The 26,662-nt window shown below is 51.0% G+C and carries 22 protein-coding genes; 12 read left to right on the forward strand and 10 right to left on the reverse strand.

Going from position 1 to position 26,662, the window contains the following annotated elements:
- Positions 1-7: 7 nt before the first annotated feature.
- Positions 8-1,330 carry a UDP-N-acetylmuramoyl-tripeptide--D-alanyl-D-alanine ligase gene (locus ACYVAM_RS07120; protein ID WP_461065685.1) on the reverse strand — a complete coding sequence of 441 codons (1,323 nt, stop codon included), beginning with the start codon at positions 1,328-1,330 and terminating at the stop codon, positions 8-10.
- 106 nt (positions 1,331-1,436) lie between these two features.
- Between ACYVAM_RS07120 and ACYVAM_RS07125 the strand changes: the two genes are divergently transcribed.
- The 6 genes from ACYVAM_RS07125 to ACYVAM_RS07150 all read left to right on the forward strand — a co-directional run bounded on the left by ACYVAM_RS07125 (position 1,437) and on the right by ACYVAM_RS07150 (position 7,798).
- Positions 1,437-3,728 (forward strand): T9SS type A sorting domain-containing protein, encoded by a 2,292-nt coding sequence (locus tag ACYVAM_RS07125; protein WP_461065341.1) that lies wholly within the window; start codon positions 1,437-1,439, stop codon positions 3,726-3,728.
- A gap of 112 nt (positions 3,729-3,840) precedes the next feature.
- Positions 3,841-4,203, forward strand: coding sequence for a hypothetical protein (locus ACYVAM_RS07130; RefSeq protein ID WP_046375478.1), 363 nt, complete (start codon positions 3,841-3,843; stop codon positions 4,201-4,203).
- Between the two features lie 332 nt (positions 4,204-4,535).
- On the forward strand, positions 4,536-5,372 hold the full coding sequence (locus ACYVAM_RS07135; protein ID WP_461065343.1) for a sugar phosphate isomerase/epimerase family protein: 837 nt from the start codon (positions 4,536-4,538) through the stop codon (positions 5,370-5,372).
- A gap of 22 nt (positions 5,373-5,394) precedes the next feature.
- The gene (locus ACYVAM_RS07140; protein WP_461065345.1) at positions 5,395-6,300 is read left to right on the forward strand and encodes an alpha/beta hydrolase; all 906 of its coding nucleotides are present in this window, start codon (positions 5,395-5,397) and stop codon (positions 6,298-6,300) included.
- A gap of 118 nt (positions 6,301-6,418) precedes the next feature.
- Positions 6,419-7,105: a CAP domain-containing protein gene (locus tag ACYVAM_RS07145; protein ID WP_461065347.1), complete on the forward strand. Its 687-nt coding sequence runs from the start codon at positions 6,419-6,421 to the stop codon at positions 7,103-7,105.
- Between the two features lie 294 nt (positions 7,106-7,399).
- On the forward strand, positions 7,400-7,798 hold the full coding sequence (locus ACYVAM_RS07150; protein WP_461065349.1) for a T9SS type A sorting domain-containing protein: 399 nt from the start codon (positions 7,400-7,402) through the stop codon (positions 7,796-7,798).
- Positions 7,799-7,856: 58 nt separating this feature from the next.
- On the opposite strand, the gene ACYVAM_RS07155 is transcribed toward ACYVAM_RS07150, so the two are convergent.
- The 9 genes from ACYVAM_RS07155 to ACYVAM_RS07195 form a co-directional block, all read right to left on the reverse strand.
- Positions 7,857-8,210 (reverse strand): TerB family tellurite resistance protein, encoded by a 354-nt coding sequence (locus ACYVAM_RS07155; RefSeq protein WP_461065351.1) that lies wholly within the window; start codon positions 8,208-8,210, stop codon positions 7,857-7,859.
- A gap of 150 nt (positions 8,211-8,360) precedes the next feature.
- Positions 8,361-8,756 carry a hypothetical protein gene (locus ACYVAM_RS07160; RefSeq protein WP_461065353.1) on the reverse strand — a complete coding sequence of 132 codons (396 nt, stop codon included), beginning with the start codon at positions 8,754-8,756 and terminating at the stop codon, positions 8,361-8,363.
- A 328-nt stretch (positions 8,757-9,084) separates the two neighbouring features.
- Positions 9,085-10,365, reverse strand: coding sequence for a GAF domain-containing sensor histidine kinase (locus ACYVAM_RS07165; protein ID WP_461065355.1), 1,281 nt, complete (start codon positions 10,363-10,365; stop codon positions 9,085-9,087).
- A gap of 292 nt (positions 10,366-10,657) precedes the next feature.
- Entirely contained in the window at positions 10,658-11,737 is a 1,080-nt protein-coding gene (locus ACYVAM_RS07170; RefSeq protein WP_461065357.1) for an efflux RND transporter periplasmic adaptor subunit, read from the reverse strand.
- Positions 11,738-11,807: 70 nt separating this feature from the next.
- The gene (locus tag ACYVAM_RS07175) at positions 11,808-15,077 is read right to left on the reverse strand and encodes an efflux RND transporter permease subunit (RefSeq protein WP_461065359.1); all 3,270 of its coding nucleotides are present in this window, start codon (positions 15,075-15,077) and stop codon (positions 11,808-11,810) included.
- A 5-nt stretch (positions 15,078-15,082) separates the two neighbouring features.
- Positions 15,083-16,522 carry a TolC family protein gene (locus ACYVAM_RS07180; RefSeq protein ID WP_461065361.1) on the reverse strand — a complete coding sequence of 480 codons (1,440 nt, stop codon included), beginning with the start codon at positions 16,520-16,522 and terminating at the stop codon, positions 15,083-15,085.
- 88 nt (positions 16,523-16,610) lie between these two features.
- Positions 16,611-17,999: a HAMP domain-containing sensor histidine kinase gene (locus ACYVAM_RS07185; RefSeq protein WP_461065363.1), complete on the reverse strand. Its 1,389-nt coding sequence runs from the start codon at positions 17,997-17,999 to the stop codon at positions 16,611-16,613.
- A 2-nt stretch (positions 18,000-18,001) separates the two neighbouring features.
- Positions 18,002-18,676, reverse strand: a complete 675-nt coding sequence (locus tag ACYVAM_RS07190) for a response regulator transcription factor (RefSeq protein ID WP_461065365.1) — start codon at positions 18,674-18,676, stop codon at positions 18,002-18,004.
- 66 nt (positions 18,677-18,742) lie between these two features.
- On the reverse strand, positions 18,743-20,074 hold the full coding sequence (locus ACYVAM_RS07195) for a chloride channel protein (RefSeq protein WP_461065367.1): 1,332 nt from the start codon (positions 20,072-20,074) through the stop codon (positions 18,743-18,745).
- A 298-nt stretch (positions 20,075-20,372) separates the two neighbouring features.
- Between ACYVAM_RS07195 and ACYVAM_RS07200 the strand changes: the two genes are divergently transcribed.
- From ACYVAM_RS07200 to ACYVAM_RS07225, 6 genes are all read left to right on the forward strand, one after another.
- Positions 20,373-21,059, forward strand: a complete 687-nt coding sequence (locus ACYVAM_RS07200; protein ID WP_461065369.1) for an NUDIX hydrolase — start codon at positions 20,373-20,375, stop codon at positions 21,057-21,059.
- Positions 21,060-21,309: 250 nt separating this feature from the next.
- Positions 21,310-22,641 (forward strand): xylose isomerase, encoded by a 1,332-nt coding sequence (gene xylA / locus ACYVAM_RS07205; RefSeq protein WP_461065371.1) that lies wholly within the window; start codon positions 21,310-21,312, stop codon positions 22,639-22,641.
- Positions 22,642-22,711: 70 nt separating this feature from the next.
- Entirely contained in the window at positions 22,712-23,569 is an 858-nt protein-coding gene (locus ACYVAM_RS07210; protein ID WP_461065373.1) for a transketolase, read from the forward strand.
- Between the two features lie 12 nt (positions 23,570-23,581).
- Positions 23,582-24,538 carry a transketolase family protein gene (locus ACYVAM_RS07215; RefSeq protein ID WP_461065375.1) on the forward strand — a complete coding sequence of 319 codons (957 nt, stop codon included), beginning with the start codon at positions 23,582-23,584 and terminating at the stop codon, positions 24,536-24,538.
- 279 nt (positions 24,539-24,817) lie between these two features.
- On the forward strand, positions 24,818-25,408 hold the full coding sequence (locus ACYVAM_RS07220) for an RNA polymerase sigma factor (protein WP_461065377.1): 591 nt from the start codon (positions 24,818-24,820) through the stop codon (positions 25,406-25,408).
- 58 nt (positions 25,409-25,466) lie between these two features.
- Complete coding sequence (locus ACYVAM_RS07225) at positions 25,467-26,540, forward strand: FecR family protein (RefSeq protein WP_461065379.1); 1,074 nt, start codon at positions 25,467-25,469, stop codon at positions 26,538-26,540.
- The last annotated feature ends 122 nt before the right edge of the window (positions 26,541-26,662 follow it).

Here is a 26,662-nt window from a genome sequence, read left to right on the forward strand (position 1 = left end):
AACGTTTTTAAAGGAAAGGCACAACCGATTCTAAACTCATGCCCCGCGATCCTTTGACCAGGATATGCGTATCCGTCATTGGGTTGTCCATCAGCCAGTTATGGAGTGAAAATTTGTCGGGAAAATAGTACGCTTTCGGCAGGTAACCCAGTGCATAGTGCATGTCTTTTCCCGCCAGAATGACCAGATCGAATTTGCTTTCGGCAATGAGTTTTCCTAAAGCGGCATGTTCGGCTTCACTTTCCGGACCGAGCTCATACATATCGCCCAGAATCACCACTTTCCGTTTGGCGGGCGTCGCAGCAAACTGCTGAATAGCCGCTGCCATCGAACTCGGATTGGCATTGTAAGCATCCAGCAATACCGTGTTTGTGCCCTTCGTGATGTGCTGCGACCGATTATTCGTTGGATTATAGTCGGCGATGGACCGGTTGGCCTCGTCGGGCGAGACGCCGAAATAATCGCCAATGGCCAGAGCCGCCAGCATATTTTCGAAGTTGTAGCGACCTGGTAGGTGGGTGGTTATCTCATGCCCCGCGCTATCCCGATAAACGACCACCGGCGATTCGCTGAGTAAGGTAATCGGTTCCTGATCCGTATCAACGGCTGGGTAAAAGATGGCTTCGGCGAATGTCGTCTCAGAGCGAATGGCTTTCAATCGCTCCCGGTACATGGCTGTCAGGGTTTTGTCGCGGGAGTTAATAAAGACTGTTTTCGCGTTTTGGGCCAGGTAATCATACAGTTCTCCTTTGCCTTTTCGGACGCCTTCTACGCCACCAAACCCCTCAAGGTGCGCCTTGCCCACGTTGGTGATCAGGCCGTGCGTAGGCTGGGCAATGGAGCAGAGTAACTCGATCTCTTTCTGGTGATTAGCGCCCATTTCAACGATGGCCAGTTCGTGCTGTTCGTTGAGCGCCAGGAGCGTAAGGGGTACGCCGATGTGGTTGTTGAGATTACCGACCGTAGCATATACCTGATAATTCTTCGACAGGACGGCGGCTATTAGTTCTTTCGTCGTTGTTTTTCCATTCGAGCCGGTTAAGGCAATGACCGGAAAGGTAAACGTTTGGCGGTGATGACGGGCCAGATCCTGAAGGGCCATCAGCCCGTCGGCTACCAGCAGGCAACCCGGAACACGGCTGGCCACGTCAGGATCGTCGACAACGGCATAACGAGCGCCCGCAGCCAGGGCCTGTTCGGCAAATTTATTCCCGTCGAAGGTATCGCCTTTGAGCGCAACAAACAGGCAATCGGGTGTTATACGGCGGGTATCGGTCGACACGCCCGTGCATTCCTGAAATTTATGATAGAGTTGTTCGGTGGAGACCATCATATTCGGGTCGGTTTCAACGTTTTCTAAACGCAACGGATGTGATGAGAGCGAGCGTTCAATTCGCGTTCGGCTTACTACTCGGCCAAGAGATACCCAAAAATAGATGAAAAAGCTGTTTACGCTTTGTTTTTTAGTAATTCCCCTCATGACGTTCGCGCAGTCGGGCGGAAAGATCTCGTTTCGGTATGAGCAAAGCCCAACGGTGAGTATGAATGGGCGGGCCTTGCTCAATCCCTGGGCGGGTGGGCTCAACACCACGCAGTACTCAACCATCCGATTGAACAACGATTCGCGCGATGATCTGGCCGTATTCGACCGGACAACCAATAAAGTCAGCACGTTTATCGCCGTTGATAATCCCATTGGCAGTGGCATTGCCTGGCAGTATGCGCCGGAATACGAAATTGCTTTTCCACCCGTCATGTATAGCTGGATGTTGCTGGTCGATTATGACCTCGACGGCCGGAAAGACATATTTACCAACAGCGAAAAGGGCGTAGCCGTCTACCATAATGAATCACAGGGTGGAGTCGTATCGTTCAAGGTGGCGGTCGATCCGCTCAAAACGATTGGCTTTAGCGGTTTTCAGACGCTTTATGTTACCTCCGTCGATTTACCGGCCATCACCGATTACGACGATGATGGCGACATCGATATTATTACGTTCGATGCCGACGGAAACATTATTGCCTACCAGCAGAACATGAGCGTAGAGAAAACCGGCAAAAAGGGGGGGCTGGACTTTATGCGGACCGGCGACCAGTGCTGGGGCCATTTTCATAAAGAATATTGCAACGATTTTACGTTTGGTATTCAGTGTGCGGACATTTCGGGTTCGGGCCGGGTTGCTGCCAATCCAGGCGGGGCCGATCCAGGCGGGGCCAATCCAGGCCGGGCCAATCCAGGCAGGGCAAGGCCCATGCATACAGGCAATACGCTCACCGTTGTCGATACCGATGGCGATGGCAACAAAGACCTGCTGTTCGGGTTTGTGAGTTGCGAGAACATTGCCCGCTTGAACAATGCCGGTCCCAACAGCGACAAAGCTAATTTTGTCGGCTACGATAGTTTGTTTCCGGCGACTAACCCGATTCTATTTCCCGCCTTTCCGGCAACGTATTGGGAAGATGTCGACGGCGATGGGCAGAAAGATTTACTGGCCTCGCCCAACGTGAATTTTAATGACGGTCACGCCTTCGATTTTCGGGCATCGGGCTGGTTTTATAAAAATACGGGTACCACCCAGAAACCAGCGTTTCAGCTTATTCAAAAAGATTTTCTGCAAAACGACATGCTCGATCTGGGCGAACGGGCCGCTCCCGCGCTGGCCGATCTGGATGGCGATGGTGATATGGATATGCTGGTAGGTTACGGTGGAGTAGGGCTGGGCTCCAGCTACCGCGCCGGTATCTGGCATTTTGAGAATAAAGGCACTACGCAAAACCCGGCTTTTGCGCTCGTGACAACCGACTACCTGGGCATGCAATCGCTGGGGTTGACCAACACGGTGCCATCTTTCGCTGATGTGGATAATAACGGAAGCCTGGATCTGGTGCTTACCGGCGCTTCGGCAACGGATGTTGAGATACGGGTGCTCATTAATTCGGCGGCCAAAGGGGCTGCCGCTCAGTACAATCTGGCCGGAGCTATCCGCTGGCCTAAGCCCGATCTGATGGGCTTCCTCGACCTGCTGACCGTAACCGATGTCGATAAAGATGGTAAACCTGACCTGCTGATTGGCCGCTATAACTTCGGGACTATTTTGTACTACCGAAACACCGGAACGGCGGCCAAGCCGGTATTTCAATTGCAGAACCAGACTTTTGGCGGATTCACTACCGACGATTTTGTCTACGCAAAAGCCCGTTCGCTGGTTGTTGCCGATCTCAACGGCGATCAAAAAAATGAACTGATTGCCGCAGCCGACAATGGTACGGTTCGCGTATATCAGTTTCCCGACCGCCCCGACCAGTCGTTTACGCTGATTGACTCGCTGGCGTCGGTGGGGCTGCCCGGCAAAGGGCTGATTGCCGCCGTTGCCGATCTCGATGGCGATCAGCTTCCCGATCTGATGCTGGGCAGCACGGCCGGTGGCTTGCGTTACCTCAAAAATACCTCGCAGAAAGTGGTCGTAACGGGCGTCATCGAAGACGAGCCGGTCAGTCCCTGGGTATTCCCGAACCCAACGGACCGCTACCTGACGGTTCGTCCGCACTTCGATGGCCGCATCGAACTGGTGTCGTTATCGGGCCAATCCATGTTACCCATACAGGCCGTCAAGACGGGTGTTGAAACGATTCTTGATCTGGGGAATCTGGCCGACGGCACGTATCTGTTACGGCTCATGACAGACAACCGCCCTATTCAGGTTCAGAAAGTAGTTGTCTGGAAATAACACCGGAATTTCTGAAAACTCTTTTTATTTCCGGTAGTTAGAGAGGAACAACTGGTGACCGGAAACTGGCAGGCAGTTAAGCCAGTCATTCACCACCAGCAACGCAATCACTATGGAAAATACGAGTAGCTCCGGTCAGCAACAGGTTGACCAAAGTACAGGCGGGCCATTGGAAGGCATGTCGCCCCAAAATACGAATATGCCCGAAAATGATGCGGAGCAGGATGCCGTCGTATATGCCGGGCTGGGCGTCAACAACGAACCTGATATCATGAATCAGGGAGACGACGAGGCCACAGACACGTTGCTGTATACCGATACGGCTACGGCACGTCATGCTACCGATGAGCTCTCCAACGATGCAGAACTTGACGAGTTTGTGGATGATGCCAGCGACGATTTGTCGGACGACGAACTGGATGCTGAAATCACAGAGCTGGCCGAGGAAGAAGACGAAGGCAATGAGCGTTATTGATCAATAAGTATAGCTATACCCAAAAAGTCCCGCTCGGTCGAGCGGGACTTTTTGTTTTGAAAAACGACAAACATAGTTGCATCGGGTAGGCGCTCTCCACTTGAGATTACCTGAATTACCCGTCAATTAAATATAATGGCGAAGTAAACCGTAGAGAATACGTTGGTTTCCCTTTATAGAGTATTCAGGCATAAAACGACCGCTGGCGTCAGGCAGTCAAGTCGTTGTGTACGAATGACAAGGACTATCTCTTAACTTTTTTATGAACTGCCGAAGCCACCACTGCCGAAAATTGCCTGACGGCTTCCGGCTATTTTAACCCGTACCTATTTATGCAGACGAGACGCACATTTTTGAAAACATCGGGTTGTTTGGCGGCCGGTGCGCTGTTAGCTCCCAATCTGGCAAAAGCCGCGAAGGTGAAGAATGTCGGTATTCAGCTATACACCGTTCGGAAAGAGATGCTGGGCGATGCCGCTGGTACCTTGAAAAAACTGGCTAAAATCGGCTATAAAGAGCTGGAGTCGGCCCGCAGTGACAAAGGGAATTTTTATGGTCTGCAACCCAAAGAAATCAAAAAGATTGCCAATGATCTGGGAATGACCGTTCGCAGTGGGCATGTGCACATCGACAAGGATTGGCAACGTTCCATCGATATGGCCGCCGAAGCGGGCCAAACCTATCTGGTATGCTCATCACTGCCATCGGAGGGCCAGACCGTCGCCAATTACCAGCGTTGTGCCGATGCCTTCTCGAAAGCGGCCGAAGCCTGTAAAAAAGCCAATCTGGTGTTTGGGTACCACAACCACGAGTATGAGTTCGACAAAGTAGACGGGAAGGTGCTGTACGATATTTTGCTGGATCGTACAGACCCAAATCTCGTTAAAATGGAGATGGACTTAGGCTGGGTCATCGTAACCGGCAACGATCCGCTGGCTTATTTTAAGAAATATCCGGGTCGTTTTCCGTTATGGCATCTCAAAGACATGGACAAAGCAAAAAAAGAAAGCACGGAGTTTGGCAAGGGGCAGATCAATGTGAAACAGATGTTGCAGAACATGGATAAGTCGGGGGTGAAATACTTCTTTGTCGAGCAGGAAGAATATCCAAAAACGGCCCTTGAGAGCGCCAAATATGATTACGATTACCTGGCCCGGCTCGACTATTAATGGCTGTTTAACACAACTCGCTATGCTGAACCCTACATCGTTAGTTTACCGATTCGTCGTAGTCCTGCTGCTAGGTGGATTTCCTATTGCCGTTTCGGCGCAGGGAAGCCCGGTCGAGATATCCCTTTGGCCGAAAGGGGCACCTGGCTTCGAGGACCGACGCACGGAACCCGAACAGGCCAAAGATTACTGGGTGCGCCATATCAATAACCCATCTATAACCGTCTATTTGCCACCCAAAGAGAAAGCGACGGGAGCGGCCGTTGTTATTTGCCCCGGTGGCGGACATCGTGAGCTTGTTTTCAACGCCGAAGGCCGTCAGCCAGCCGAGTACCTCAATAGCATCGGGGTAGCCGCTTTTGTGCTCAAATATCGGCTGGCTCGGGAAGAGAATTCGCCTTATTCGCTCGATAAACACCCGCGTGAAGATGCTTACCGGGCCATGCGACTCGTACGGAGCAGAGCAAAGGAGTTTGGCATTGACCCCAATCGGCTGGGTATGCTCGGTTTTTCGGCGGGTGGCGAAGTGGTCGAAATGGTGGCGTATGCGCCCGGCAAAGGCGCTGCTGATGCACCCGATCCCATAGACCAGCTCAATGGAAAGCCCGATTTCCAGATACTGATTTACCCGGGTCCGCTCGGTGTTCCCGAAACCGTACCCGCCGACGCACCACCCGCCTTTATGCTGGCCGCCAACGACGATATGTGCTGTTCGGGACCTGTTGTCACTTTACTTCAGAAGTATCGGGCGGCCAAGGTACCGGTGGAAGCCCATATCTATACGCAGGGGAAACACGGTTTCAATATGGGCGATCGGTCTAAATTAAAGTCGATCAACACCTGGCCGCAGCGGATGGCCGATTGGCTGGCCGACAACAATTTTTTAAAACCAGCCACCACCAGCTCAACTGAGAACGCGACTAAATGAAGGTAGATTGTTCGTTCAAAACCGCGCCCAGTATTACGAACAGGTAAAAACTAGGGATCTTCTTGGAATAAATGGGTAGCCTGTTTAACTTGATGAACTCATTTTAAGTCAGTTAGCGATGAACTGGTGGATCGTGTTTCAGGTAGGTCGTTGGTTAACCAGCCTAACTGGCTTATCGGAAGCTTATTTGCTAAGCGATGAAGCATTTTTCGCGCAACCGATTAGTCAGCAGACGATGGTGCTGACTAAGCCTGATAGCGCTCTTCTGGATGTCGCTTTGTTTCAGGCTACCAATGAAGCCCGCCGTGTAGCGGGCTTGCCCATTCTCCAGTTCGATTGGGCCTTGTACCGGGCTGCCCGAAGCCATGCCGAATCAATGATCCAGTATGACTATACGAGTCATGAAGACCTCTATAAGCTATCTGACCTGACGCTGCTGAAACGGGTTCAGAAACAGACAAACCGCTTCAGCAGGATAGCCGAAAACATCGGTAAATACCAGACCATCGATACACCCGAGTGGTTTGGCGTGCGGTTCAATGCCCGGCGTCAACAATACGACTACCTGGATTCGGAGAATAAGCAATTGTATGGACCTTATACCTACGCGGCTTATGCCCGGTATGCGGTGATGCAGTGGCTTAATTCGCCCCATCATCGGGCCAATCTCCTGAATCCTTTATATACCCACGTAGGTTGTGCTGTGCGTTTATCGGCTAATCCGTTTAAGCAGCGTCGCCCGCCGTTCGGCCAGTTGGTCCAAAACTTCGGTACACTGTATACCACCACTCAGGTTGGTCGGTAGCAAACGGCTGATGGCGAACGATAGATGCCTCCCCAAAACCGGTGATCACTGGTGAGGGTATCATGCTTCTTTTGTCTGGCACTGTAACTCATCGTTAGCCGCAGGCCTTTCGCCCATCCGTTTTTCTCTCTGTTTTTGCTTCATGATTTCAGGTTTGCCAGTACCCACGCGGGTTGGCGAGACATCTATTCCCAAAAGTATCAGCGATTGACTCATTTGTGACAGGGCTTCCTCTGCTGTGTGCCGACCTTTGACCTATCAAAACAGATCATTAATCACAAAAACACATAGATCATGAAAGCGCTCATTAATCCCCTCGTCATTGCCTTTTCCTTAACCATCGCTACGTTCCAGGCTTCATTTGCTGATGCCAATCCTGGGGGACGCCCTGCTACAGTAGCCAGCTACAAAACGGGAATGTATACTACCGCAGCAGGAAAGCTTCAAGTCGCTGTCGACAAAGAAGCGACGGGTGCGGTCGATATTCAACTGGTGAATGCAGATGGTAAAGTACTGTTTGCTCAGCGGGTCGCCAAAAAAGAAACGGTGGCTCGTCTTCGCCTGACATTGACTGATTTGCCCGACGGAGTGTATCAGGTGCGGGTCAGTAACGGCGTTGACGTAACGACTCACTCGGTGACCTTATCAACTAACCAGCCCAGTTTTCCCAACCGTCTGGTGGCTATCAACTAAAATAAATTTCCTCCTGAACCCGCAAAGGGCTGCCATTCGAGTGAATGGCAGCCCTTTTTTATAAGAACTTGATTGCTCGCCAGAACCGCCAGATAAATGCTCGTTCTTCGAGCGAAACACCATGGTGGGCCTTCGCCACCCGAAGCAGGAGGTGAATGAACCGTTTTTTCGTTTGCTGGCTGAGTTCGTCCCGTTTATGAGTCATCCGGCGAAGGCCAAAGGCGAAGGCCTCTTCAACGCTTTCGCCTACATGATCGCGCAGGAAAACAGCCCCAATTGTCAGGCTGCCATAGGGATAAGCTGCCAGCAATTGGCGGACTGCTTTTGCTTCCTGCGGCTGCAATTGGCCGTCTGATTTTGACAGGGCGTAAACAATACTGCCCAGCCCCACGGCTACATCGGGTGAATACATACTTTATGAAAAGAATAAGGGCCAGTCTTCGGTTAAATACGCACGGTGCCTGAGCTCGATTCGCCATCGGCTGTCGAGACGCAGGCACCGTGCGTGAATAGTTAAATCAAAAGAGGTAGCTATCCAGTCGTTAAACTCTTGTCTGTACACTTACTGCCCCGTTTGAGGAGGGTTCTGTTGGCCAGGTGTCGAATTGCCGGACTTGGCCAGTTCGGTAGCGGTGGAGTTCGGCACGCTCACGCGCTGAATTTTATAATTCCGGAGGGTTACATCCGTTTCCGGCGTGTGCGGCATCACCACGCCACCCACAGGCGCGGCACCCGGTACCGGGTGTTTGTAGTTGGCCAGCGGACCCATGGTTAACCCTGGTGCCTGGACTGAAGCGCCTGACTTGTTTTCCCATTGGCGAGCCGTGGCTGCTTTATTGGCGTGTTTGTAATTATGAGTCGAATACGTGTGGTCGTTCCGTACTTTCCGATCATCCTGGGCCGAGGCTGTTACGAGCGAAAGGCCGCTGAGGGCTGCAATTAATACGATCCGTTTCATGGTTTGTGTGTTTATTTAGTCAGATCCAGACCGCCGTGAGATCAATGAATCTCATCTGCTGGTTGACTTTACAAAGGTCGCTCACCGGTGTTAGGCTCGTGTTAGAGCCACATTAGAACGGCATTAGAAATGCAGGTAGTCTGGTCGAGAACCAGAACTTGTTCGGGGAGCAATACTGATTCCAGCTACCTGGAACAACTCTTGGCAAGGTGGTAATCAACACCGGATAGCATGCACGAGCAAACGCATGTTGAAGGGTATAAAAACAACGATGCAGACTACTTATAGCCTGCATCGTTTACGAGTTAGTATGCGTTCAAAAAACACGTCACCTGGTTTTGGCCTGCGACAGGCTAACGGTAAAGCAGGTTCCATCGCCGGGAGTTGAGTGAATCGTCATTGATCCGTTCAGGGTATCGACCAGGTGTTTGACCAGCGGTAAGCCAAATCCATAACCCGATTCCCCGGCGGTGCCCTGGCTGGATTGGCCCTGGCCGTTGAGAATGTGGTTGACTTTTTCCTCACTCATACCCACGCCTGTGTCCTGAACCGTAAGGCGGAGCATATTGTGTGTGCCCTCCATGGTCAGCTTGGTGTTGACCTCAACGCGGCCTTCCTGCGGAGTGAATTTGATGGCATTTGAAATCAAATTGCCAACAATCTGAAGTACCTTATTGCGGGAAAAAGGCATCAGTTCCGTAGAGGTATCTGTCGTGACAGACAGCTGAACCCCTTTTACCATTGCCTGAGGGGTGTACAGCTTTTCTAAGGTCTCCTTCAATTTTACCTGGTTGAATACCTCTTCTGCCGACTCATTTTTGTTTTTCCACTTATCGTCCTGAACGAGTATTTCATCGGCCAGTTCGAGCAGCGATTTACTGCTCATTTGAATTAGCTCGATAAATTCCAGCATCTCTTTAAGCTTGATCGTATCCCCGCTGCTGGTAACTAGTTGAGCCATGGTAATAATGCCGCCTAACGGCCCCCGAATGTCATGCGCTACCCGTTTGCGTGATTCATTCAGTTCAGACGCGTGCCGTTTCAGGTAGTGAATTTCCCGGACGGTGTTCAGTCGGCTAACGATTTCAGCGGCTATAATTCGTAAGAGTTCAATTTTCTCGGGAGAAATCTCTTTAGGGGTCGTATCGAGTACACAAAGCGCGCCCAGTGAGTTGCCCTTACTCGACTTGAGAGGTATGCCAAAGTAATACCGCAGTCGAGGATCTTCGGCTACGTACCACTGTTTGGCAAATCGATCATCGTTTTGTAAGTCCTTGACCTCAAAGCTATCCTCCTCCAGGATGGTGTATTGACAGACGGATTCTTCCCGGGGCATGAACTGTAAATCCAGCCCGTGATTAGTAATTGTCCACTGTGTGTAGGAATCAATAAGATTAATTAAAGAAATGTCGGTCCCCGTAACTTTAGCTGCGAGGGTAGTCAGATCCTTAAACTTGTCCTGCAGGGATGTATAATCCAGATCAAAGTCGGCTAGGTCAACAAGACGTTGAAATTCATTCTCGGCAATTGGGTAGCCCGGTTTCATATACTTCAGAATAGTCCAGTTCGTTTGTTTGTGTTCTGGTAAGCCGGTAAGATCGTCCGTCATACTTGACTGTCCTCGACGCCATGGATTTACCCAGAAGCTCTATACCTATCCTTTAGCTTACCAATTATAGGTTCGGCAATTTACTGATTATTGATTTACGGTAAGTTCTTATTGTCATATATTTGATATTTGGTAAATAAAGTATCTTATAAGTTAAAAATTTATCCTAATATGTAAGGGTAATCAGCTTCGCATGACAAGGGACTGGCTGTAGTTAGAAGCGTTTAGGGAGTGCCTGTGGGCTTATGCGCCTACTGAGTTTACCGGAAAAACGAAAACTGGTTATGCATAGCTACTGGTTTACCAACTGTGTTTTAACCGCAGCCTGGTCGGCCAGATCTTCACTGGCTGTTTCCAGAATTATATCACCCGGCTTCAGGTCGCCAAAAACCTGCGTCTGTCCGGCCGCATCGTCGCCTTTTTGCACCGTTGTCCGAACGGCTTTGCCATTCACAATTTTCTGGACAAACGTCCGATCGATCGTACTAACAACCGCCGATTTCGGTACATATAGACTTCCTTCGCCCGATGAATTGACGGGCAACCGCACCGAGGCAAACATACCGGGTTTCAGCTTGCTGCTTTTGTTCGAGAAATCGATCTCAACCATTTCTGACCGGGTTTCAGGCCGGACGTTGTTGGAGATACGGTTGATACGTCCCGTAAAGGTCTGATGTTGAAAACTACGTACGGAAAACTGAACCGGAGCCCCCCGACGAATGTCACCCAGGTAAGCTTCCGGAACGGCGATCCGCAGCCGCAACCGGTCGAGCTGTTTGATCTTCAGGATAGGAACGCCATTTTGTCCGCCTGGTCCCACGAATGCCCCCGGCGAAAGCCGACGGTCGGTAATAACACCGTTAAAGGGCGCGGTAATTTTCAGGTAACTCACGAGTTGCTGCACGGAACTATAATGAGCATTGGCTGCCACAACAGCCAGACTATCGGAAATCGCTTTAGTCCGGGCGGTTTCCAGATCGACAGGAGAGATAGCACCCGCAGTTCGGCTGGTACGTAACACCCGCAGAAAAATACCTTTGCTGGCTCCATAAACGGCTTCGGCCGCTTTTACTTTCGAATAAGCTTCCGTCAGGTTGGCCGTTAGTTCGGGCGCTTCCAATTCGGCCAGAACCTGCCCTTTGCGCACCTGATCACCAATATCGGCATGCAGGGCTTTCACGTAGCTGCTGACGCGGGGGTATAGATCTGTTTCATAATAGCTCTCCAGCTCACCGGGCAGATTCAATTCTGAAGTGGGGCGGGAAGCGGTAACCCGAATGGCTTCGTACCGGATTTCTTCATCAACCGGCGTTTCGGCTATCTTATTTTTTTCCGCCGACGAGTTTCCACACTGGCTGAGTAGAAAAGTCATACTCACCAGAAGGGTTAGGCGCAGGCTTGATCGGAGAACAGCGTATAGATCCATAGTGTTGGTCGGCTGATTAGAAGGTAAGTGTGCTTTCGGCAAGAGCTGGGTGCTGGCCATCGTAGGCCGTACTGGTTGGATCATCCGGATCGAGGGAGGGCGAATCGAACGTTGTTTTTCGTTGCACCGAGGCAAAAACGACGGGCAGAATCAACAACGCAGCCACGGTCGAGAAGAGTAATCCACCAATCACCGCCCGGCCCAATGGCGCGGTTTGTTCGCCGGATTCACCAAGGCCGCTGGCCATCGGCATCATCCCGGCAATCATGGCTAATGCCGTCATGAGAATTGGGCGCAGACGTGCCGCCCCCGCTACCCGTGCCGCTGCCCTGGCGTCGCGGTAGCGAAGCCGCAACGATTCTGCATTCGTTACCAACAGCAGCGCATTGGCTACCGATACACCCACCGACATAATAATGCCCATATACGATTGCAGATTTAACGTCTGCCCCGTAATGAGCAACAAGGTTAGTGAGCCCGCCAGTACCGCCGGAATGCTCACCAGTACCACACTGGCCACTTTGAACGATTGGTAATTGGCGGCCAGTAGCAGGAAGATGACCACAATGGCTAGTCCTAATCCGAACTGTAAGCTACTGAGCGTTTCCTGAAGCAGTTGAGCCAGGCCACGCAGTTCAACCACGGAGCCTTTGGGTGGATCGCCAGCCGCAGTAATGGCTGCCTGTACATCGCGGGTGGCCGTACCTAAATCCCGGTTGTTAATGTTGGCCGAGACAGTTATGATTCGCCGGGGGCCGATCCGGTCATACTGACCCGGTGCGGTGGTTGGCGTGATGTTCGCTACGTCGCCCAGGGTTGGACGAAGCTGTCCTTTCACCAACGGAATCGCCTGAATGTCTGCTACCGACTTCATCTGATCCTGCTCCAACTGAATCTGTACCTGATAGGCAAAGCCTTTCGACTGATCGAGCCATAGGTTTTTGGCGGTAAATCGACTCGATGAGGTAGCGGCCACCAGCGATTTGGAAATTTCGTCGATACTTAGTCCCAACTGAGCCGCTCGCTCCCGGTCTATTTTAACCGACACCGTTGGGTAGCTCAGCGGCTGATTGATTCGCAGGTCACGCAGATATGGAATGGTGCGCAGGTGCGTCAACAATCGATTGGCGTAGTGCTGGCCTTCGGTGAGGTCTTTTCCTCCAACCAGAATTTCGATGGGCGTTTGCGCTCCCTGGCTCATGATCTTGTCGGTCAAGTCGATGGGCTCGAACGACAGGCGGACGTTAGGCATTTTTTGGCGAACCCGCTGACGAATCTGCTCTTTGAGTGCATCGAGCGACTCGACTTTGTATTCTTCGGAAAGGTTGATTTGCAGAACGGCTTCGTGGGGCCCGGCATTAAATACATACAGCGCGCTGGTGCCGTAACTGGACGGTGTCATGCCGACAAAGGCCGACGAAATCGATACGTTATGCTCACCAACAAGGTCGTTAATCTGTTTGATCACCCGTTTGGTCAGTTCCTCGGTGCGTTCGATCCGTAATCCCTGCGGCCCAACAATACGTACTTGAAACTGGTGTGCATGATTCTGGCGCGGCATCATATCCTGGCCAATCTGCGTGAACCCAACGCCAATCAACAGCGCACACACCAGCGCATAAATCCCAATGACCAGCGCCCGCCGGGCCAGTAAACCGTCGAGGAGCCGTAGGTAACCGAGTTTAAAGCGCTCGAAACCCGTCACTTTTTCGGTATGCGTTTCTTTATACAACTCCTGCTGCCCTTGGGGCTGATTATCCAGATCGGGCAAAAGAGCTAGCTCATGGGGTTGAGCATGTGCGTGGCTTTTCAGCCACCAGTTGGCTACGACCGGCACAAACGTCTGCGACAGTATATACGAGGCTATGATCGAAAAGCCAACCGACAGCGATAGCGGCAGGAACATCCCGCGCGGTACGCCATTCATGAGGAAGGCTGGAGCAAAAACCGCCAGAATACAGAGTGTAATCAGAAGGAGCGGGAACGACATTTCCTGGCAGGCATCCAGAATGGCGCGGGCTTTGGGCTTAGCTTTCGTGCTCCCGCCCATTTCCAGGTGCTGGTGAATGTTTTCAATCACTACCGTTGCCTGATCGACCAGAATCCCGATAGCCAGCGCTAATCCCGACAGCGTCATGATGTTGATGGTCTGCCCCGTCAGGTTCAGCAGTAAAATGGCGCTTAGGATCGAAACCGGAATAGTCAGAATCACAATCAGCGAACTGCGCCAGTCACCCAGGAAGAGCAGCACCATCAGACCCGTCAAAATTGCTCCCAAACCACCTTCCACAGCCAGGCTATGCACCGCCTGCGTGACGTAAACCGACTGGTCAAATTCATAGGTGAGCTGCACATCGTCCGGCAGCAGCGCCTTCATTTCGGGGAGTTTGGCCTTCAGCGCATTCACCACGCTCATGGTCGAGGCATCGGCACTTTTGGTTACCGGTATATAAACCGACCGTTTACCATTGACCAGCGCATACCCTACCGTAATGTCGGTGGCGTCTTCGACCGTTGCCACATCGTGTAAAAACACAGTGGGACCCACGCCTTTGCGCAGCGGAATGTTCAAAAATTCGCTTACCTTGTCGAGTACTGTATTGCTGGGCGTCATGACGGTGTAGTCGCCCATACGTACACTGCCGGCGGGCGAAATCTGGTTGTTTTTTACCACCGCCTGCACAATTTCGTCGGGCGTCAGCTCGTAGCTGCGCATCCGTTCTGGATCGACTTTGACGACCACCGTACGTTCGTTACCACCGAACGGAGGGGGAGCTGATGCGCCCGGAATTTGGGAAAACAGGGGACGGATCCGAGTTGAGGCCAGGTCCTGCATTTCACCCAGCGAGGCCCGACGGCTCCTGAACACCAGCTGACCCACGGGTAAGCTCGACGCATCGAACCGGACAACAGTGGGCGGCACGGTGCCCGGTGGCAGGTAGTTCATGACCCGACTGACCTGGTTAGCCACTTCGCCCGATACCTGCGCCATATTGACATCTTCGTAAAAGCTACATTTGACCAGGCAAAGCCCCTGAATGTTCTTCACTTCCACATTCTTGATACCCGATACATACAGCAGCTGGTTCTGGTAGCGGGTGGCAATGAATCCTTCCATCTGGGCGGGGGTCATACCGCCGTAGGGCTGGGCAATGTAAATCGTGGGCAGGTTGAGCCGCGGAAAAATATCGACCGGAATCTGAAGCAGCGCCAGCACCGCAAACAGAACAACTCCTGCCAGCGCGACGATGACGGTAATGGGTTTGGCCAGGGCAGCTTTGATCATGGCAGTTAGCGGGGAAGTTGTTGAAGAAATGAGTCTAAATCACCGAACGTAGCCGCTCGTAACAGGAGTGCCCGCCACACGCTATTGGTGACCAGTGCCTGATCAATCTCCGCTCGGTTGAGCAGCGCGCTCGTTTGGGTTAACGCCTGAATATTGTCCAGCCCCGATTCATACCGGGCCTGAGATTGACGAAAGGCCTGTCTGGCCGCATCCAGCTGAAGTGGAGCCTGCCGGGCGCGTGCCTGAGCCAGTTGCAGCTGCAACACTGCATTTTGCCCGGCGGCCTGGATGCCCAGCGCTTGCTGATCGTAGACTTGCTGGCTGGCATTGATCCGTTCCCGCTGGGCCGATACCGCATATTTGGTACGCCATAAATCCGTGGGGTGCCAGAGGGCCGTTACGCCCACGATGTAGTTAAAGGAGCGCAGAGGCAGGCCAGCGCCCAGCGACGGATCGATGCGAAACGAACCATCGGGCTGGGCCTGTTCACTGATGCCGGAACCGCGTCCCTGAAGCGAACCAAGCACTGAAATCGACGGTAGTGCAGCAGCTTTCAATAAAGTTTCACCCGCTCGTCCCAGGTCAATATTCTTTTGAAATACGCGAAGTTGCGGATGAAGCGACGGATTGCTGCCGGGGGCCAGGGGCAACTGGGGGAGTTGATTATAAAAAGCCATGGAGTCCAACGACACCGTCGGATTGGGTTGGCCAATCAATTCGGTAAGGCGAAGCACTTGCTGCTGAGCCAGTTGCTGGCTTTCCAGCACTTGCAACTGGGCGCGGGCCACTTCGGTATTGGCAACGGCGCTGTCGATACCGGGTCTAAGGCCACCTTCGGTGCTGGCCCGGATGATCCGCTGGAGCTCCTGCGCCCGCTGAAGATTGGCGGTTTGCAGCGCAACGGATTTTTGAGCGTTTAAGGCCAGCAAATACGCATCGCACACCCGAACCTGATGGGTAAACGACTCGCCTTCGTAGTCGGCCTGGGCCTGCTCAACGGCCAACCGCGCCTGTACACGTCGGGCCTGTCGGCGTCCGAATGCAATGGCTTCCCAGTCAATGACCATCGAAGCCCCACTGGTCCAGGTGGCATTGGTATTAAATCCATCGGTCCGTACGCCGGAAATAGGGAGGAGCAATCCACCATTAGACACGTAGGCGCCCCGCACCTGATTGGACGTTGCATTTAGCGCCTGTGCCTGAACGCCCGCCTGTGGCAGCAGCGCAAACGTTAAGGCCTGAGCTTCAGCTTCGGTAGCTCGAATCGTGGCCAGTTTACCCCGTAGGCTGGGGTAATTCGTTCGGGCCAGTTCAAGCGCTTTGGGCAAGGTCAGCTGGGTTGCCTGAGTCGACAATGAAGAACCCGATTGCGCCCAACTTTGACTGAGCCAGAAACTGGCCAGGATTACGGGTGTCCAGAAATTTAGGGTTCTTTTGCTACGCATGAGCCTCTTTGAGTGAATGAGGCAAAGCTAGGGGGCAGATATTAGAGCCAGATTAGAGCCAAATTAGTTAGTATTAGAATGGGTAAAATTAAGGTCGGTATAATGGCAAATTAACTTCCGTAATTGTACCCTTGCCTGGCCGGGGGCGTAACAGGAGCTTACCCTGATGCAACGTGATAATGCGATGGGCGAGGGTTAACCCAATACCGAAGCCATCAATTGATTGTACATTAGAACCTCGTACCAACGGCACCAGAATCCGTTCTTCTTCGCCTGGCGCAAGGCCAATGCCCTGGTCTTCGATGCGGATACGAGCCCGCTCTTCGGTATCCATTTCCAGACATAGCGTAACAGGCTGGCCACTAGAATATTTAGCGGCATTGTCCAATAGATTCAGTAGGGCTGTTTTCAATAAATACGAATTACCCCAGATTGTAATGGGCGTTGGTTGTTCGAGAACACCATCGCTTAGTTGTACGGACAGGGACTGCCCATGGCGCTGTTGACCGAGCGTGTCGGCGGCATCGAGGACAATCTCGACCAGTTCAAGGGGCTGGCGTTCCAGTTGAGCATCGACGCCATCAATGCGGGCCAGTTGTAACAAGCCATTAGACAGGGCCGTCAGCTTATCCAGTTCCGTAATGGCCTGGATCATACCTCGTTTGAGGCTATCCGCGTCCGCATCATATAGCATGGACGTTTCCAGCCAGCCTTTGATCGTGGTCAGGGGCGTTCGCAGTTCATGCGAAGCCTGAGCAATAAACGCGCGTTGATTCTCGACTAATCGTTCCTGTCGGGTCAGCAGGTCGTTGAATGCCTGTGCCAATACGCCCACTTCATCCTGGGGATTTTCAGTCCGCAGTCGAAAGGGGGTAGACGTCGCTGTAGGCGTGTTTATCTGATCGATCAGGTCATTCAATGGCTTAAGGGCCTGCCGGGAAAAAAAGTAACCCAGCAAAATAACCAGACTAATGGCCGCTACATTTCCAGCGATAAACAGGTCGCGCAAATCTCTCTGTCGCTGATATCCGTCCTGGTCATAGGCTGTGGCGATGGCCACATATTCCTGCCCATCGGCGGAGGGCGAAACCCCCGGATAGGTCAGTGCTACGCCATCTTTACGGTACGTATGGCCGGGGCTTTCGTACTGAAACCGTACCAGACGTTCCCGCCGAACGCGTTGGCGAAAAGCGGGAGGAGCTACGAAGTCGTTTGTCGGCTGGCTGGCATAAATCAGGCTATCGGTAGGCGAGTAAACAAATTCGACTTGTTCGGGCATCGAGCTTATGACGCTACCTGCGACGGCTCCTCTGAGCGTGAGCAACTGCTCCGTTACGCGCGCCTTTCGTTCCAGGCGATCTTCGATAGAACGTTGTCGGAAGCTGGCATAGGTACTGTATATATACGCTGAAAAAACCAGCAGGATTATGGCCACCAGCGACGAAAACCACAGAATGAGTTTATGTTTGATCTGCATACCTAGCCTCGTAAGACATACCCCATTCCTACAACTGTGTGTAATAATTTAGGGCTAAAGTCTCTGTCTATTTTCTTGCGTAGATAATTAATATAGACGTCGATGACATTGGTGTTCGTATCGAAGTGCAGATCCCAGACTTTCTCCGCAATATCGACCCGGCTGACGGTTCGGCCCTGGTTGATCATCAGGTATTCCAGTAAAGCGTATTCGCGGGCGGTAAGATCAATCGGCTGCCCGGCCCGACTTACGGAGTGAGCCACCGTATCCAGTACCAGATCCGCCACCCGGATTGTCGGAGCTAATCCGGAAAATGCCGTAGTCCGGCGGACCAGTGCTTTTATCCGTAGAACCAGTTCCCGGAAGACAAACGGCTTGGCCAGGTAATCATCGGCTCCGGCGCCAAATCCGCTTTCTTTGTCGGACAGGCTATCCATAGCTGTTAGGATCAGGACAGCCTGCTGGGGCGATTGCTGCTTGATATATCGGCACAGCTCAAATCCATTGATGAAGGGCAAATTAACATCCAGAATAATAATGTCGTACCGATTGTAATCAGCCAGGTGTTTCCCCACCAGTCCGTCATAGGCAACATCAATTTCATACCCTTCACTCTCGATGCCTTTGCGGATGAACGATGCCAGACTTACTTCATCTTCAACGAGCAATACTTTCATAATTGGTTAAAGTAGTGATTTCCAATCGGTATATTCTATTCACCCTGCTTTTTATTGCCAGTAAGCTCAATAACGCTTTCGAAAGATTTGCCTGAGTTTTCGCAGCCAATGCGGCCAGCCGATCGTGATCTGATTAGGTCTTTCTGGTATGGCGCTGATTTCTTTCCCTAGTTTAAGCCGGATAGCCGCCGATTTACTGATGGTCAGAAGTTGGGAGCTATACAGACTACGATGCCCCGACAACAGAAAACTAATCACGCAGGCAACCGCAGCGTAGGGAGCGACTGTAGCGCCAAATAGCTCAATCGCTAAGATACTACAGCCAATGGGTGCATTGGCAGCGCCCGCCAACAGGCTTACAAATCCAATAGCCGCAAATGTCGAGCGGTCTGCTCCGACAACTTCCGCGTAGAAGCTACCAGCGGTGGCACCAATGAATAAAATAGGGGTAATGACGCTACCACTCCGGCTAATGCTGAGGGTAATGATGGTAAAAAGGGCTTTTAGCAAAAACGTATAGGAAACAACAGGATAGCCTTTTATGCAGTTTTCCATCAGGTCGAGGCCGAGTCCCAGGTAAGCGCGCGAAAATAAAAGGGTCAACCCCACCAATACCAGGCCGCCCAGCAGGCCTTTCCAGGGACGCCAAATGGGAATAGCGTTTGTAAAAGCTGTACTGGCCTGAATGGCTCGAATGATCCCATAGGCACATAGGCCAAAGAAGATGCCACCGCCCAGCAACTGAAGAAAAAAGCCCTGTCCGAACGACGGAACAAATTGAAGTGGATAATAAAAAAAAGTAACTCCCAGCGCTGAAGAAACCTGATAAGCCGTGATGGACGCCACGAAAGCGGGCAGCAATACATCGTAGAGAATAACGCCTACGGCCAGCAATTCAATGCCGAACAAGGCACCTGCAATGGGAGCGCCGAACACACAGGCAAAACCGGCGCAGAAGCCGCACAAGACCATTTTTCGCCGGTCCAGATCGTCAACCCGAAACAGATTGGCACAGAGGCTACCAAGACCGGCCCCGATTTGAGCACAGGGACTCTCTTTACCGGCCGAACCACCCGTCGCCAGAATCAGGATAACATTGACCACTTTTGTCGGCACGAAGCTCCCTTCAATTTTTCCGTAATTTCGGTTAATAGCAGCAATGAGAGCATCGGTGCCAACGTGCTGCTTCAGAACGAATTGACTAAGCAGGTTAGCCAAAAAAAAACTGATTGGAAGCAAATAAAAAACATGCTCATAGTGATCACTCTGCTCGATCACGTAATGAATAAATAGAATAAATCCGGATGCGGCCAAACCCGTCAGGCTGCCGATTAGTATGGAAAGAGTAATCCACTTAAGGACGCTAAAAAACAGAACCAGTTCTTCATGGATACGCATGCTCTCTTAACCCGCCAACGGCTTTATCTGTTAAAATCTATACTGCAGAGCACCCAAAGGACAGTAAATAAGTTGCCTGCTATACTAGGGTTTCCAAACGGTGAATAGCCTATACCTCCAGTGTTGAATAAAGGTGACAAGCAGGCGATAGCGGAAAAAGCTATTGTCTCCAAGCCGGAACGTAATCCAGCGATGTTGCGGATGAATCCCGTATAGAAAACAGATAGCCACTTAGTTTTAATTGGGGCTATCGTTTACTTTCGTTCATAAAATAAAAATCCAGGCCTGGCAGTCGCCTATGTTAGATCAGTATAAACAGCAACATCCCTATTTACTGGCGCTGGATTCCATCATTTTTGGTTTCGACGGTGAAAGCTTAAAGGTCTTATTGGTTAAACGTGGCGTAGAGGAGAAAACCTGGTCGCTTATGGGGGGGTGGTTGCAACCGGATGAAGGCCTCGAGCAAGCCGCAGCCCGCATCCTGTTCGAACTCACCGGGCTAACCAACGTATACCTTGAGCAATTATTTGCCTTTGGCGATCCACACCGTGATCCGATTGTTCGCACTATATCTGTCGCTTACTTCTCGCTGGTTAAAGTGGCGGATTACGAATCGAAGATTTCGGAGACATTTCAGGCTCACTGGTTTTCCATCTACGACCTGCCCCCTTTACTGTTCGATCATGGTGACATGGTTGAGCTGGCTATAAGGCGGTTACGCTACAAAGCGGCACAGCATCCCATCGGCTTTGAATTATTGCCCAACAAATTCACGATTCCCCAACTGAAGAAGCTGTACGACGCTATCTATAATACAGACTTCGATAAGCGCAACTTCAGCCGGAAAATTCTCTCGACGAATCTGCTGATCAAGCTGGATGAGAAACAGAAAGGTTTTTCAAAACGGGGTGCCTATTACTACCAGGTAGATATGGCTAAGTATCAACAAAATAGCGACTCCTTCTTGAATTTTATTCCTTCCTGATCGGGTTTGTGGCCTGAACTTCCGGTAGCGCTGATTCTGGGTTTCTGGCGGATCCCAAGACACGGTTATTTTATGGAAATTTTTGTGTGTCGATTTGACATTTAAAATATTAGTGTCAATTTTACACTAATAAATCAACCACCAGTATCAGCTGCTTTTGAGCCGTGAATTTCTCCGGGTACCAATCTGCTGAATGCTTGTTTTGATTTCGTCAGTCCAACGCATAACTATATAAACCACTTACCAAATCATGTCGACGATCTTAGTAGGCGATCAGGAGTATTTCAAAGGCATTGGTGCTATTGGCTATGAAGGCCCTAAATCCAAAAATCCGTTAGCCTTCAAATGGTACAATCCCGACTTAATTGTCGGCGAGAAAACCCTGCGTGAGCAGTTGCGCTTTGCCATCAGTTATTGGCATACCTTCTGCGGAACCGGTGGCGATCCCTTCGGACCCGGTACCCGCGTTTTTGCCTGGGATCAGGATAACGATGCCAATGTGCGGGCGCGGATGAAAATGGATGCAGCCTTTGAATTCTTTACCAAAATTGGGGCACCTTACTACTGTTTTCATGATATTGATCTGGTCGATGAAGGGTCGTCGGCGAGTGAGTACGAAAGCCGGTTGCAGAAGATCGTCGACTATGGCAAGCAGAAACAGCAGGCGAGTGGGGTGAAGTTGCTGTGGGGTACGGCTAACGTATTCTCGAACCCGCGCTACATGAACGGCGCATCGACCAACCCGGATTTTTCCGTGCTGGCTTATGCCGGTACCCAGGTTAAAAACGCCATTGACGCAACCATTGCGTTAGGTGGCGAAAATTACGTGTTCTGGGGTGGGCGGGAAGGCTATATGTCGCTGCTGAACACCAACATGAAGCGGGAGGTCGAACACCTGGCCAAGTTCCTGACCATTGCCCGCGATTATGCCCGTAAACAGGGTTTCAAGGGAACGTTCTTCATTGAGCCCAAACCAATGGAACCTACGAAACATCAGTACGATTACGATGCGGCTACGGTCATTGGTTTCTTGCGTCAATATGGTCTGGATAAGGACTTTCAATTGAATATCGAAGTCAACCACGCAACGCTGGCGGGCCATACATTCGATCATGAATTGCAGGTGGCTGCTGATGCGGGTATGCTGGGCAGTATTGACGCCAACCGGGGCGACAACCAGAATGGCTGGGATACCGACCAGTTCCCGATTAACCTGTACGAACTGGTTGAAGCCGCGCTGGTGATTCATCAGGCAGGAGGTATTAAGCCCGGTGGCATCAACTTCGACGCGAAAGTGCGCCGGAACTCAACCGATCTGGAGGATTTGTTCGTCGCTCACATCAGCGGTATGGATGCCTTTGCCCGTTCATTCATCGTGGCCGATGCCATTTTGCGGGATTCCGACTACCTTAAATTCCGCCAGGAACGGTATGCCACCTTCGATAACGGCCAGGGGAAAGCGTTTGAAAACGGTACTCTGACACTGGAAGATCTACGAAGCTACACGCTCGAAAATGGCGAGCCAAAACAGCGCAGTGGCAAACAGGAATGGCTCGAAAGCATCATCAATCAGTACATCTAATCAGGTTCGTCCAATCTCACCGCATGAATTTTTTAAACGATCAAAAGAATAACAACCCGTTTATTGCCGCATGAAACCTACTGACTTAGAAAAAGTAGCCTCCCAGGTGCGCCGGGACATTGTGCGCATGGTACATGGTGTGGCCTCGGGGCATCCGGGCGGCTCCCTGGGTTGTACGGATCTGCTGGTCAGTCTGTATTTTGACGCAATGGATCTGAAAACAGATGAACAGAATTCGGTCGTGTTTGACATGAGCGGCTCGGGCGAAGACATGTTCTTTTTGTCTAACGGGCATATTTCGCCGGTGCTCTATTCCGTTCTGGCACGTCGGGGCTACTTCCCCGTTTCGGAGCTTGCTACGTTCCGCAAACTGGATTCCCGCTTACAGGGGCACCCGGCCACTGCCGAACACCTGCCGGGTATCCGCATCGCATCGGGGTCACTGGGGCAGGGACTTTCGGCAGCTGCTGGAGCCGCTTATGGCAAAAAAATACGCAAAGATCCGCACCTGGTTTATTGCCTGATGGGCGATGGCGAACAGCAGGAAGGACAAATTTGGGAAGCGGCCGCGTTTATTCCGCACCGACAACTCGATAACCTGATCGCGTTTGTCGATTTCAATGGGCAGCAGATCGACGGGCCAACGGATGTCGTATTGAACAATCGGGATCTGGGTAAAAAATACGAAGCCTTTGGCTGGACGGTGCTGCACATGGATGGAAACGACCTGGCCGATGTGGCCGCAACGCTCAAAAAAGCGAAACAGGCTTCGGGCAAAGGTTCGCCGATTTGCATCATTATGAAAACCGAAATGGGCCAGGGCGTCGATTTTATGATGCACACCCATAAATGGCACGGAACAGCGCCCAACAATGAACAGTTGACGGCCGCGCTGGCTCAACTGGACGAATCTCTCGGCGACTATTAACCCCTATGCCCCATGAAAACCTACACATTTACCGAAAAGAAAGACACCCGTTCTGGTTTTGGCGCGGGCATGGCCGAACTGGGCCGCCAAAATCCCGATGTTGTGGCCTTATGTGCTGATTTGGTCGCTTCCCTCAAGCTCGATACGTTCATCAAAGAAAACCCGGAGCGATTTATTCAGTGCGGTATTGCCGAGGCCAACATGATTGGCGTGGCGGCTGGCCTGACGCTGAGCGGCCTGATTCCCTACGCAACGACGTTTGCTAATTTTGGCTCCAGCCGGGTATACGACCAGATTCGGCAGGCCGTAGCTTACTCGAACAAGAATGTTAAAATCTGCGTTTCGCACGCTGGCCTGACACTGGGCGAAGACGGTGCTACCCACCAGGTGCTGGAAGATATCGGCATGATGAAATCGCTGCCTGGTATGACCGTTATCAATCCCTGCGATTTTAACCAGACCAAAGCCGCTACCATCGCCATTGCCGACTATGAAGGGCCGGTTTATCTGCGGTTTGGTCGGCCGGTGGTTCCCAACTTTACGCCCGCCGATCAACCGTTTGAGATTGGGAAAGCCATTATGTTGAATGAGGGAGCCGACGTATCGATTTTCGCTACGGGCCATCTGGTCTGGCAGGCATTGGAAGCGGGTAAGTTACTGGCCGAGCAAGGGATCGATGCGGAAATCATCAATATCCACACAATTAAGCCATTGGATAAAGAAGCAATTTTGAAATCGGTTTACAAAACGGGTTGCGCCGTAACAGCCGAAGAGCACCAGATGAATGGTGGACTGGGTGACAGTGTAGCCCAGGTTTTGTCCTTGAATCATCCGGCTCCGCTGGAAATGGTAGCCGTAAACGATTCGTTCGGAGAAAGTGGTACACCGGACCAGCTCATGGAAAAATATGGTTTAACGGCAGCTTCTATTGTGGCTAAAGCAGTAGCGGTTATTCAACGGAAAAAGTAAGATAAATTGATCGTTTCCTACGGTTGGTTTGATGGCCAATAAGTACAGTTAGCTGATAATGAATATATTATATTTTACTATAGGGTAGTAGTTGAGAAGGCTCCACTGGATTCCAGTGGAGCTGTTCTTAACTATAGAGCGTTGCCAGTATTGGCTCGCAGTCGTTCGCAAAAAAGCGTACAGACTTGCCGGATCGCCGGTTGAAAATCCGATTATTGTACAATTTGGTGTATATTTATATGTTTTCTTATTTTACCTGAGTAAATACCCTTAAGCTTCATGATTCCTGAAGACCACGTGTTATGGCAATTATACCGTGAGGGCGATAAACAGGCATTTGGTCTGTTAGCTGAACGCTATTATCGAATGCTAAGACACTACGGCCTGAAGTTCATGGTTGGTGAAGTTGTCGTCGAAGACTGTATTCAGGAGTTGTTTTTACAACTCTGGCAAAATCGCTTACAGATCAATGAAACAGAGTCGGTTAAGCATTATTTGCTGAAAGCGCTCAGGTATCATATTCTTCAGTATTTGCGAAGCCAGAAACGGCTGAGCCAGGAAGAAATAGACTGGGATAGATCGATAGGAGAAGAAACTGACTCCGAAACACTGCTGATTCAACAGGAGTCCCTCACGTTACTGACCAATACCATACAGGCTCAATTAGCATCTTTACCCGCCCGCGAGCGGGAAGCTCTTTATCTACGCTTTTACGAAAGCTTATCCATACCTGAGATTGCCGAAGTAATGAATGTGAATCGGCAGTCGGTTTCCAATTTCCTACAAAAAGCGCTCAGTAAGCTTCGTAATCAATGGCTTGCCCATACGGTTTTGACTATTTGCATTTTTTTTCAAAAAAATTTGCTTTAAGAAGGGTATCACTCGTACGATTCTCCATACTATCAAGGAAAATCGCTGAAAAGTACCAATGGGCCTTCCTTTCGAGAATTTTTCTACAATTGATGATTTTTTAGAAAACGACGCTTTTCGGACGTGGGTGCGGGAACGGCGGCCAGACGATCAGGTATACTGGCAACAATGGTTGGCCCAATATCCTGAGAAAAGGCATCTCTATGAGCAAGCCGTTGCTACCTTACTGGTCGTGCAGGGAAAACAGGCGGAGTTCTCCGAGCAACATAGTAAAGAAAATACAAAAAAAATTCTGGATCAGCTTGCTCCATCGGTTACGGTAGTAAAGCCTTTCGTTGGCTGGCACTGGGGGCGTTGGGTGGCTGCAGCATCGGTCATTAGTGTACTTGTCTGGTGGCAAATGGATAACTCCATTTTCAGGAAGATAGGGCTAGTTGACGGGAAAGGGGAGCAGACTATACAGAATGCCGACTGGAAAATTGTTAAAAATATAACGGGTCAGCCATTGGTCGTGTTGCTGCCGGATAATTCCTCCGTATTGCTATCATCAGGAAGCCAATTGCGGTTTCATAAACAAAACACCCATACGCTTCGGGAAGTGTATCTGCAGGGAGAAGGTTTTTTTGAGGTAAGTAAAAATCCGGCTAAACCCTTTCTCGTTTACACGGCCAATCTGACCACTAAGGTGCTGGGTACTAGTTTTCAGGTGCGTTCCTTCGACAAGGAAACGGCTGCTTATGTGAAAGTAAAAACGGGTAACGTCTCGGTTACTACCGTTGATTCACCCGGCGAAACGGTATTACTGACAAAAAACGAACAGCTCAGTCTTGAAACCAAGACGGACAAGGTTAGTAAACGTACCGTCACTCCATCAAGAGAGGATTCGTCGCTTATTGTCAATCAGCCCTTTAAGTTCGAATTCACGCCCGTATCAGACGTATTTACGCAACTGGAATCCAGTTATCATATGCCTATTCGCTATGATCGCCAATTGCTTGACAAGTGCACCTTTACGGGTCAACTCAACGATGTTCCTTTTCTTGAGAAAATCCGGCTTATCTGCCTGACCACGGAGTCTACTTTCGAAGTGGTTGACAATCAGGTCATTATTCAAAGCCACGGGTGTAATTAATTGTCTCCTAACTTTTACCAAAACAGCTGTCTATGCACTAAAAACTATCCCTTTTTTTAACAGAAAAGCGATAGTGCTACCAACACTATCGCTCGAATGTCTACAAATGTGTCACACATACA

The sequence above is a fragment of the Spirosoma horti genome (genome assembly GCF_054776595.1).

What these genes read in the sequence shown, in the direction of transcription:
- ACYVAM_RS07165 (WP_461065355.1), bottom strand. Translation starts at nt 10,365, where the DNA reads ATGACGGACGATCTTACCGGCTTACCAGAACACAAACAAACGAACTGG.
- ACYVAM_RS07225 (WP_461065379.1), top strand. Translation starts at nt 25,467, where the DNA reads ATGGGCCTTCCTTTCGAGAATTTTTCTACAATTGATGATTTTTTAGAA.
- xylA (WP_461065371.1), top strand. Translation starts at nt 21,310, where the DNA reads ATGTCGACGATCTTAGTAGGCGATCAGGAGTATTTCAAAGGCATTGGT.
- ACYVAM_RS07130 (WP_046375478.1), top strand. Translation starts at nt 3,841, where the DNA reads ATGGAAAATACGAGTAGCTCCGGTCAGCAACAGGTTGACCAAAGTACA.
- ACYVAM_RS07170 (WP_461065357.1), bottom strand. Translation starts at nt 11,737, where the DNA reads ATGACTTTTCTACTCAGCCAGTGTGGAAACTCGTCGGCGGAAAAAAAT.
- ACYVAM_RS07120 (WP_461065685.1), bottom strand. Translation starts at nt 1,330, where the DNA reads ATGGTCTCCACCGAACAACTCTATCATAAATTTCAGGAATGCACGGGC.
- ACYVAM_RS07215 (WP_461065375.1), top strand. Translation starts at nt 23,582, where the DNA reads ATGAAAACCTACACATTTACCGAAAAGAAAGACACCCGTTCTGGTTTT.
- ACYVAM_RS07185 (WP_461065363.1), bottom strand. Translation starts at nt 17,999, where the DNA reads ATGCAGATCAAACATAAACTCATTCTGTGGTTTTCGTCGCTGGTGGCC.
- ACYVAM_RS07150 (WP_461065349.1), top strand. Translation starts at nt 7,400, where the DNA reads ATGAAAGCGCTCATTAATCCCCTCGTCATTGCCTTTTCCTTAACCATC.
- ACYVAM_RS07140 (WP_461065345.1), top strand. Translation starts at nt 5,395, where the DNA reads ATGCTGAACCCTACATCGTTAGTTTACCGATTCGTCGTAGTCCTGCTG.
- ACYVAM_RS07160 (WP_461065353.1), bottom strand. Translation starts at nt 8,756, where the DNA reads ATGAAACGGATCGTATTAATTGCAGCCCTCAGCGGCCTTTCGCTCGTA.
- ACYVAM_RS07145 (WP_461065347.1), top strand. Translation starts at nt 6,419, where the DNA reads ATGAACTGGTGGATCGTGTTTCAGGTAGGTCGTTGGTTAACCAGCCTA.
- ACYVAM_RS07175 (WP_461065359.1), bottom strand. Translation starts at nt 15,077, where the DNA reads ATGATCAAAGCTGCCCTGGCCAAACCCATTACCGTCATCGTCGCGCTG.
- ACYVAM_RS07125 (WP_461065341.1), top strand. Translation starts at nt 1,437, where the DNA reads ATGAAAAAGCTGTTTACGCTTTGTTTTTTAGTAATTCCCCTCATGACG.
- ACYVAM_RS07180 (WP_461065361.1), bottom strand. Translation starts at nt 16,522, where the DNA reads ATGCGTAGCAAAAGAACCCTAAATTTCTGGACACCCGTAATCCTGGCC.
- ACYVAM_RS07210 (WP_461065373.1), top strand. Translation starts at nt 22,712, where the DNA reads ATGAAACCTACTGACTTAGAAAAAGTAGCCTCCCAGGTGCGCCGGGAC.
- ACYVAM_RS07195 (WP_461065367.1), bottom strand. Translation starts at nt 20,074, where the DNA reads ATGCGTATCCATGAAGAACTGGTTCTGTTTTTTAGCGTCCTTAAGTGG.
- ACYVAM_RS07190 (WP_461065365.1), bottom strand. Translation starts at nt 18,676, where the DNA reads ATGAAAGTATTGCTCGTTGAAGATGAAGTAAGTCTGGCATCGTTCATC.
- ACYVAM_RS07155 (WP_461065351.1), bottom strand. Translation starts at nt 8,210, where the DNA reads ATGTATTCACCCGATGTAGCCGTGGGGCTGGGCAGTATTGTTTACGCC.
- ACYVAM_RS07220 (WP_461065377.1), top strand. Translation starts at nt 24,818, where the DNA reads ATGATTCCTGAAGACCACGTGTTATGGCAATTATACCGTGAGGGCGAT.
- ACYVAM_RS07200 (WP_461065369.1), top strand. Translation starts at nt 20,373, where the DNA reads ATGTTAGATCAGTATAAACAGCAACATCCCTATTTACTGGCGCTGGAT.
- ACYVAM_RS07135 (WP_461065343.1), top strand. Translation starts at nt 4,536, where the DNA reads ATGCAGACGAGACGCACATTTTTGAAAACATCGGGTTGTTTGGCGGCC.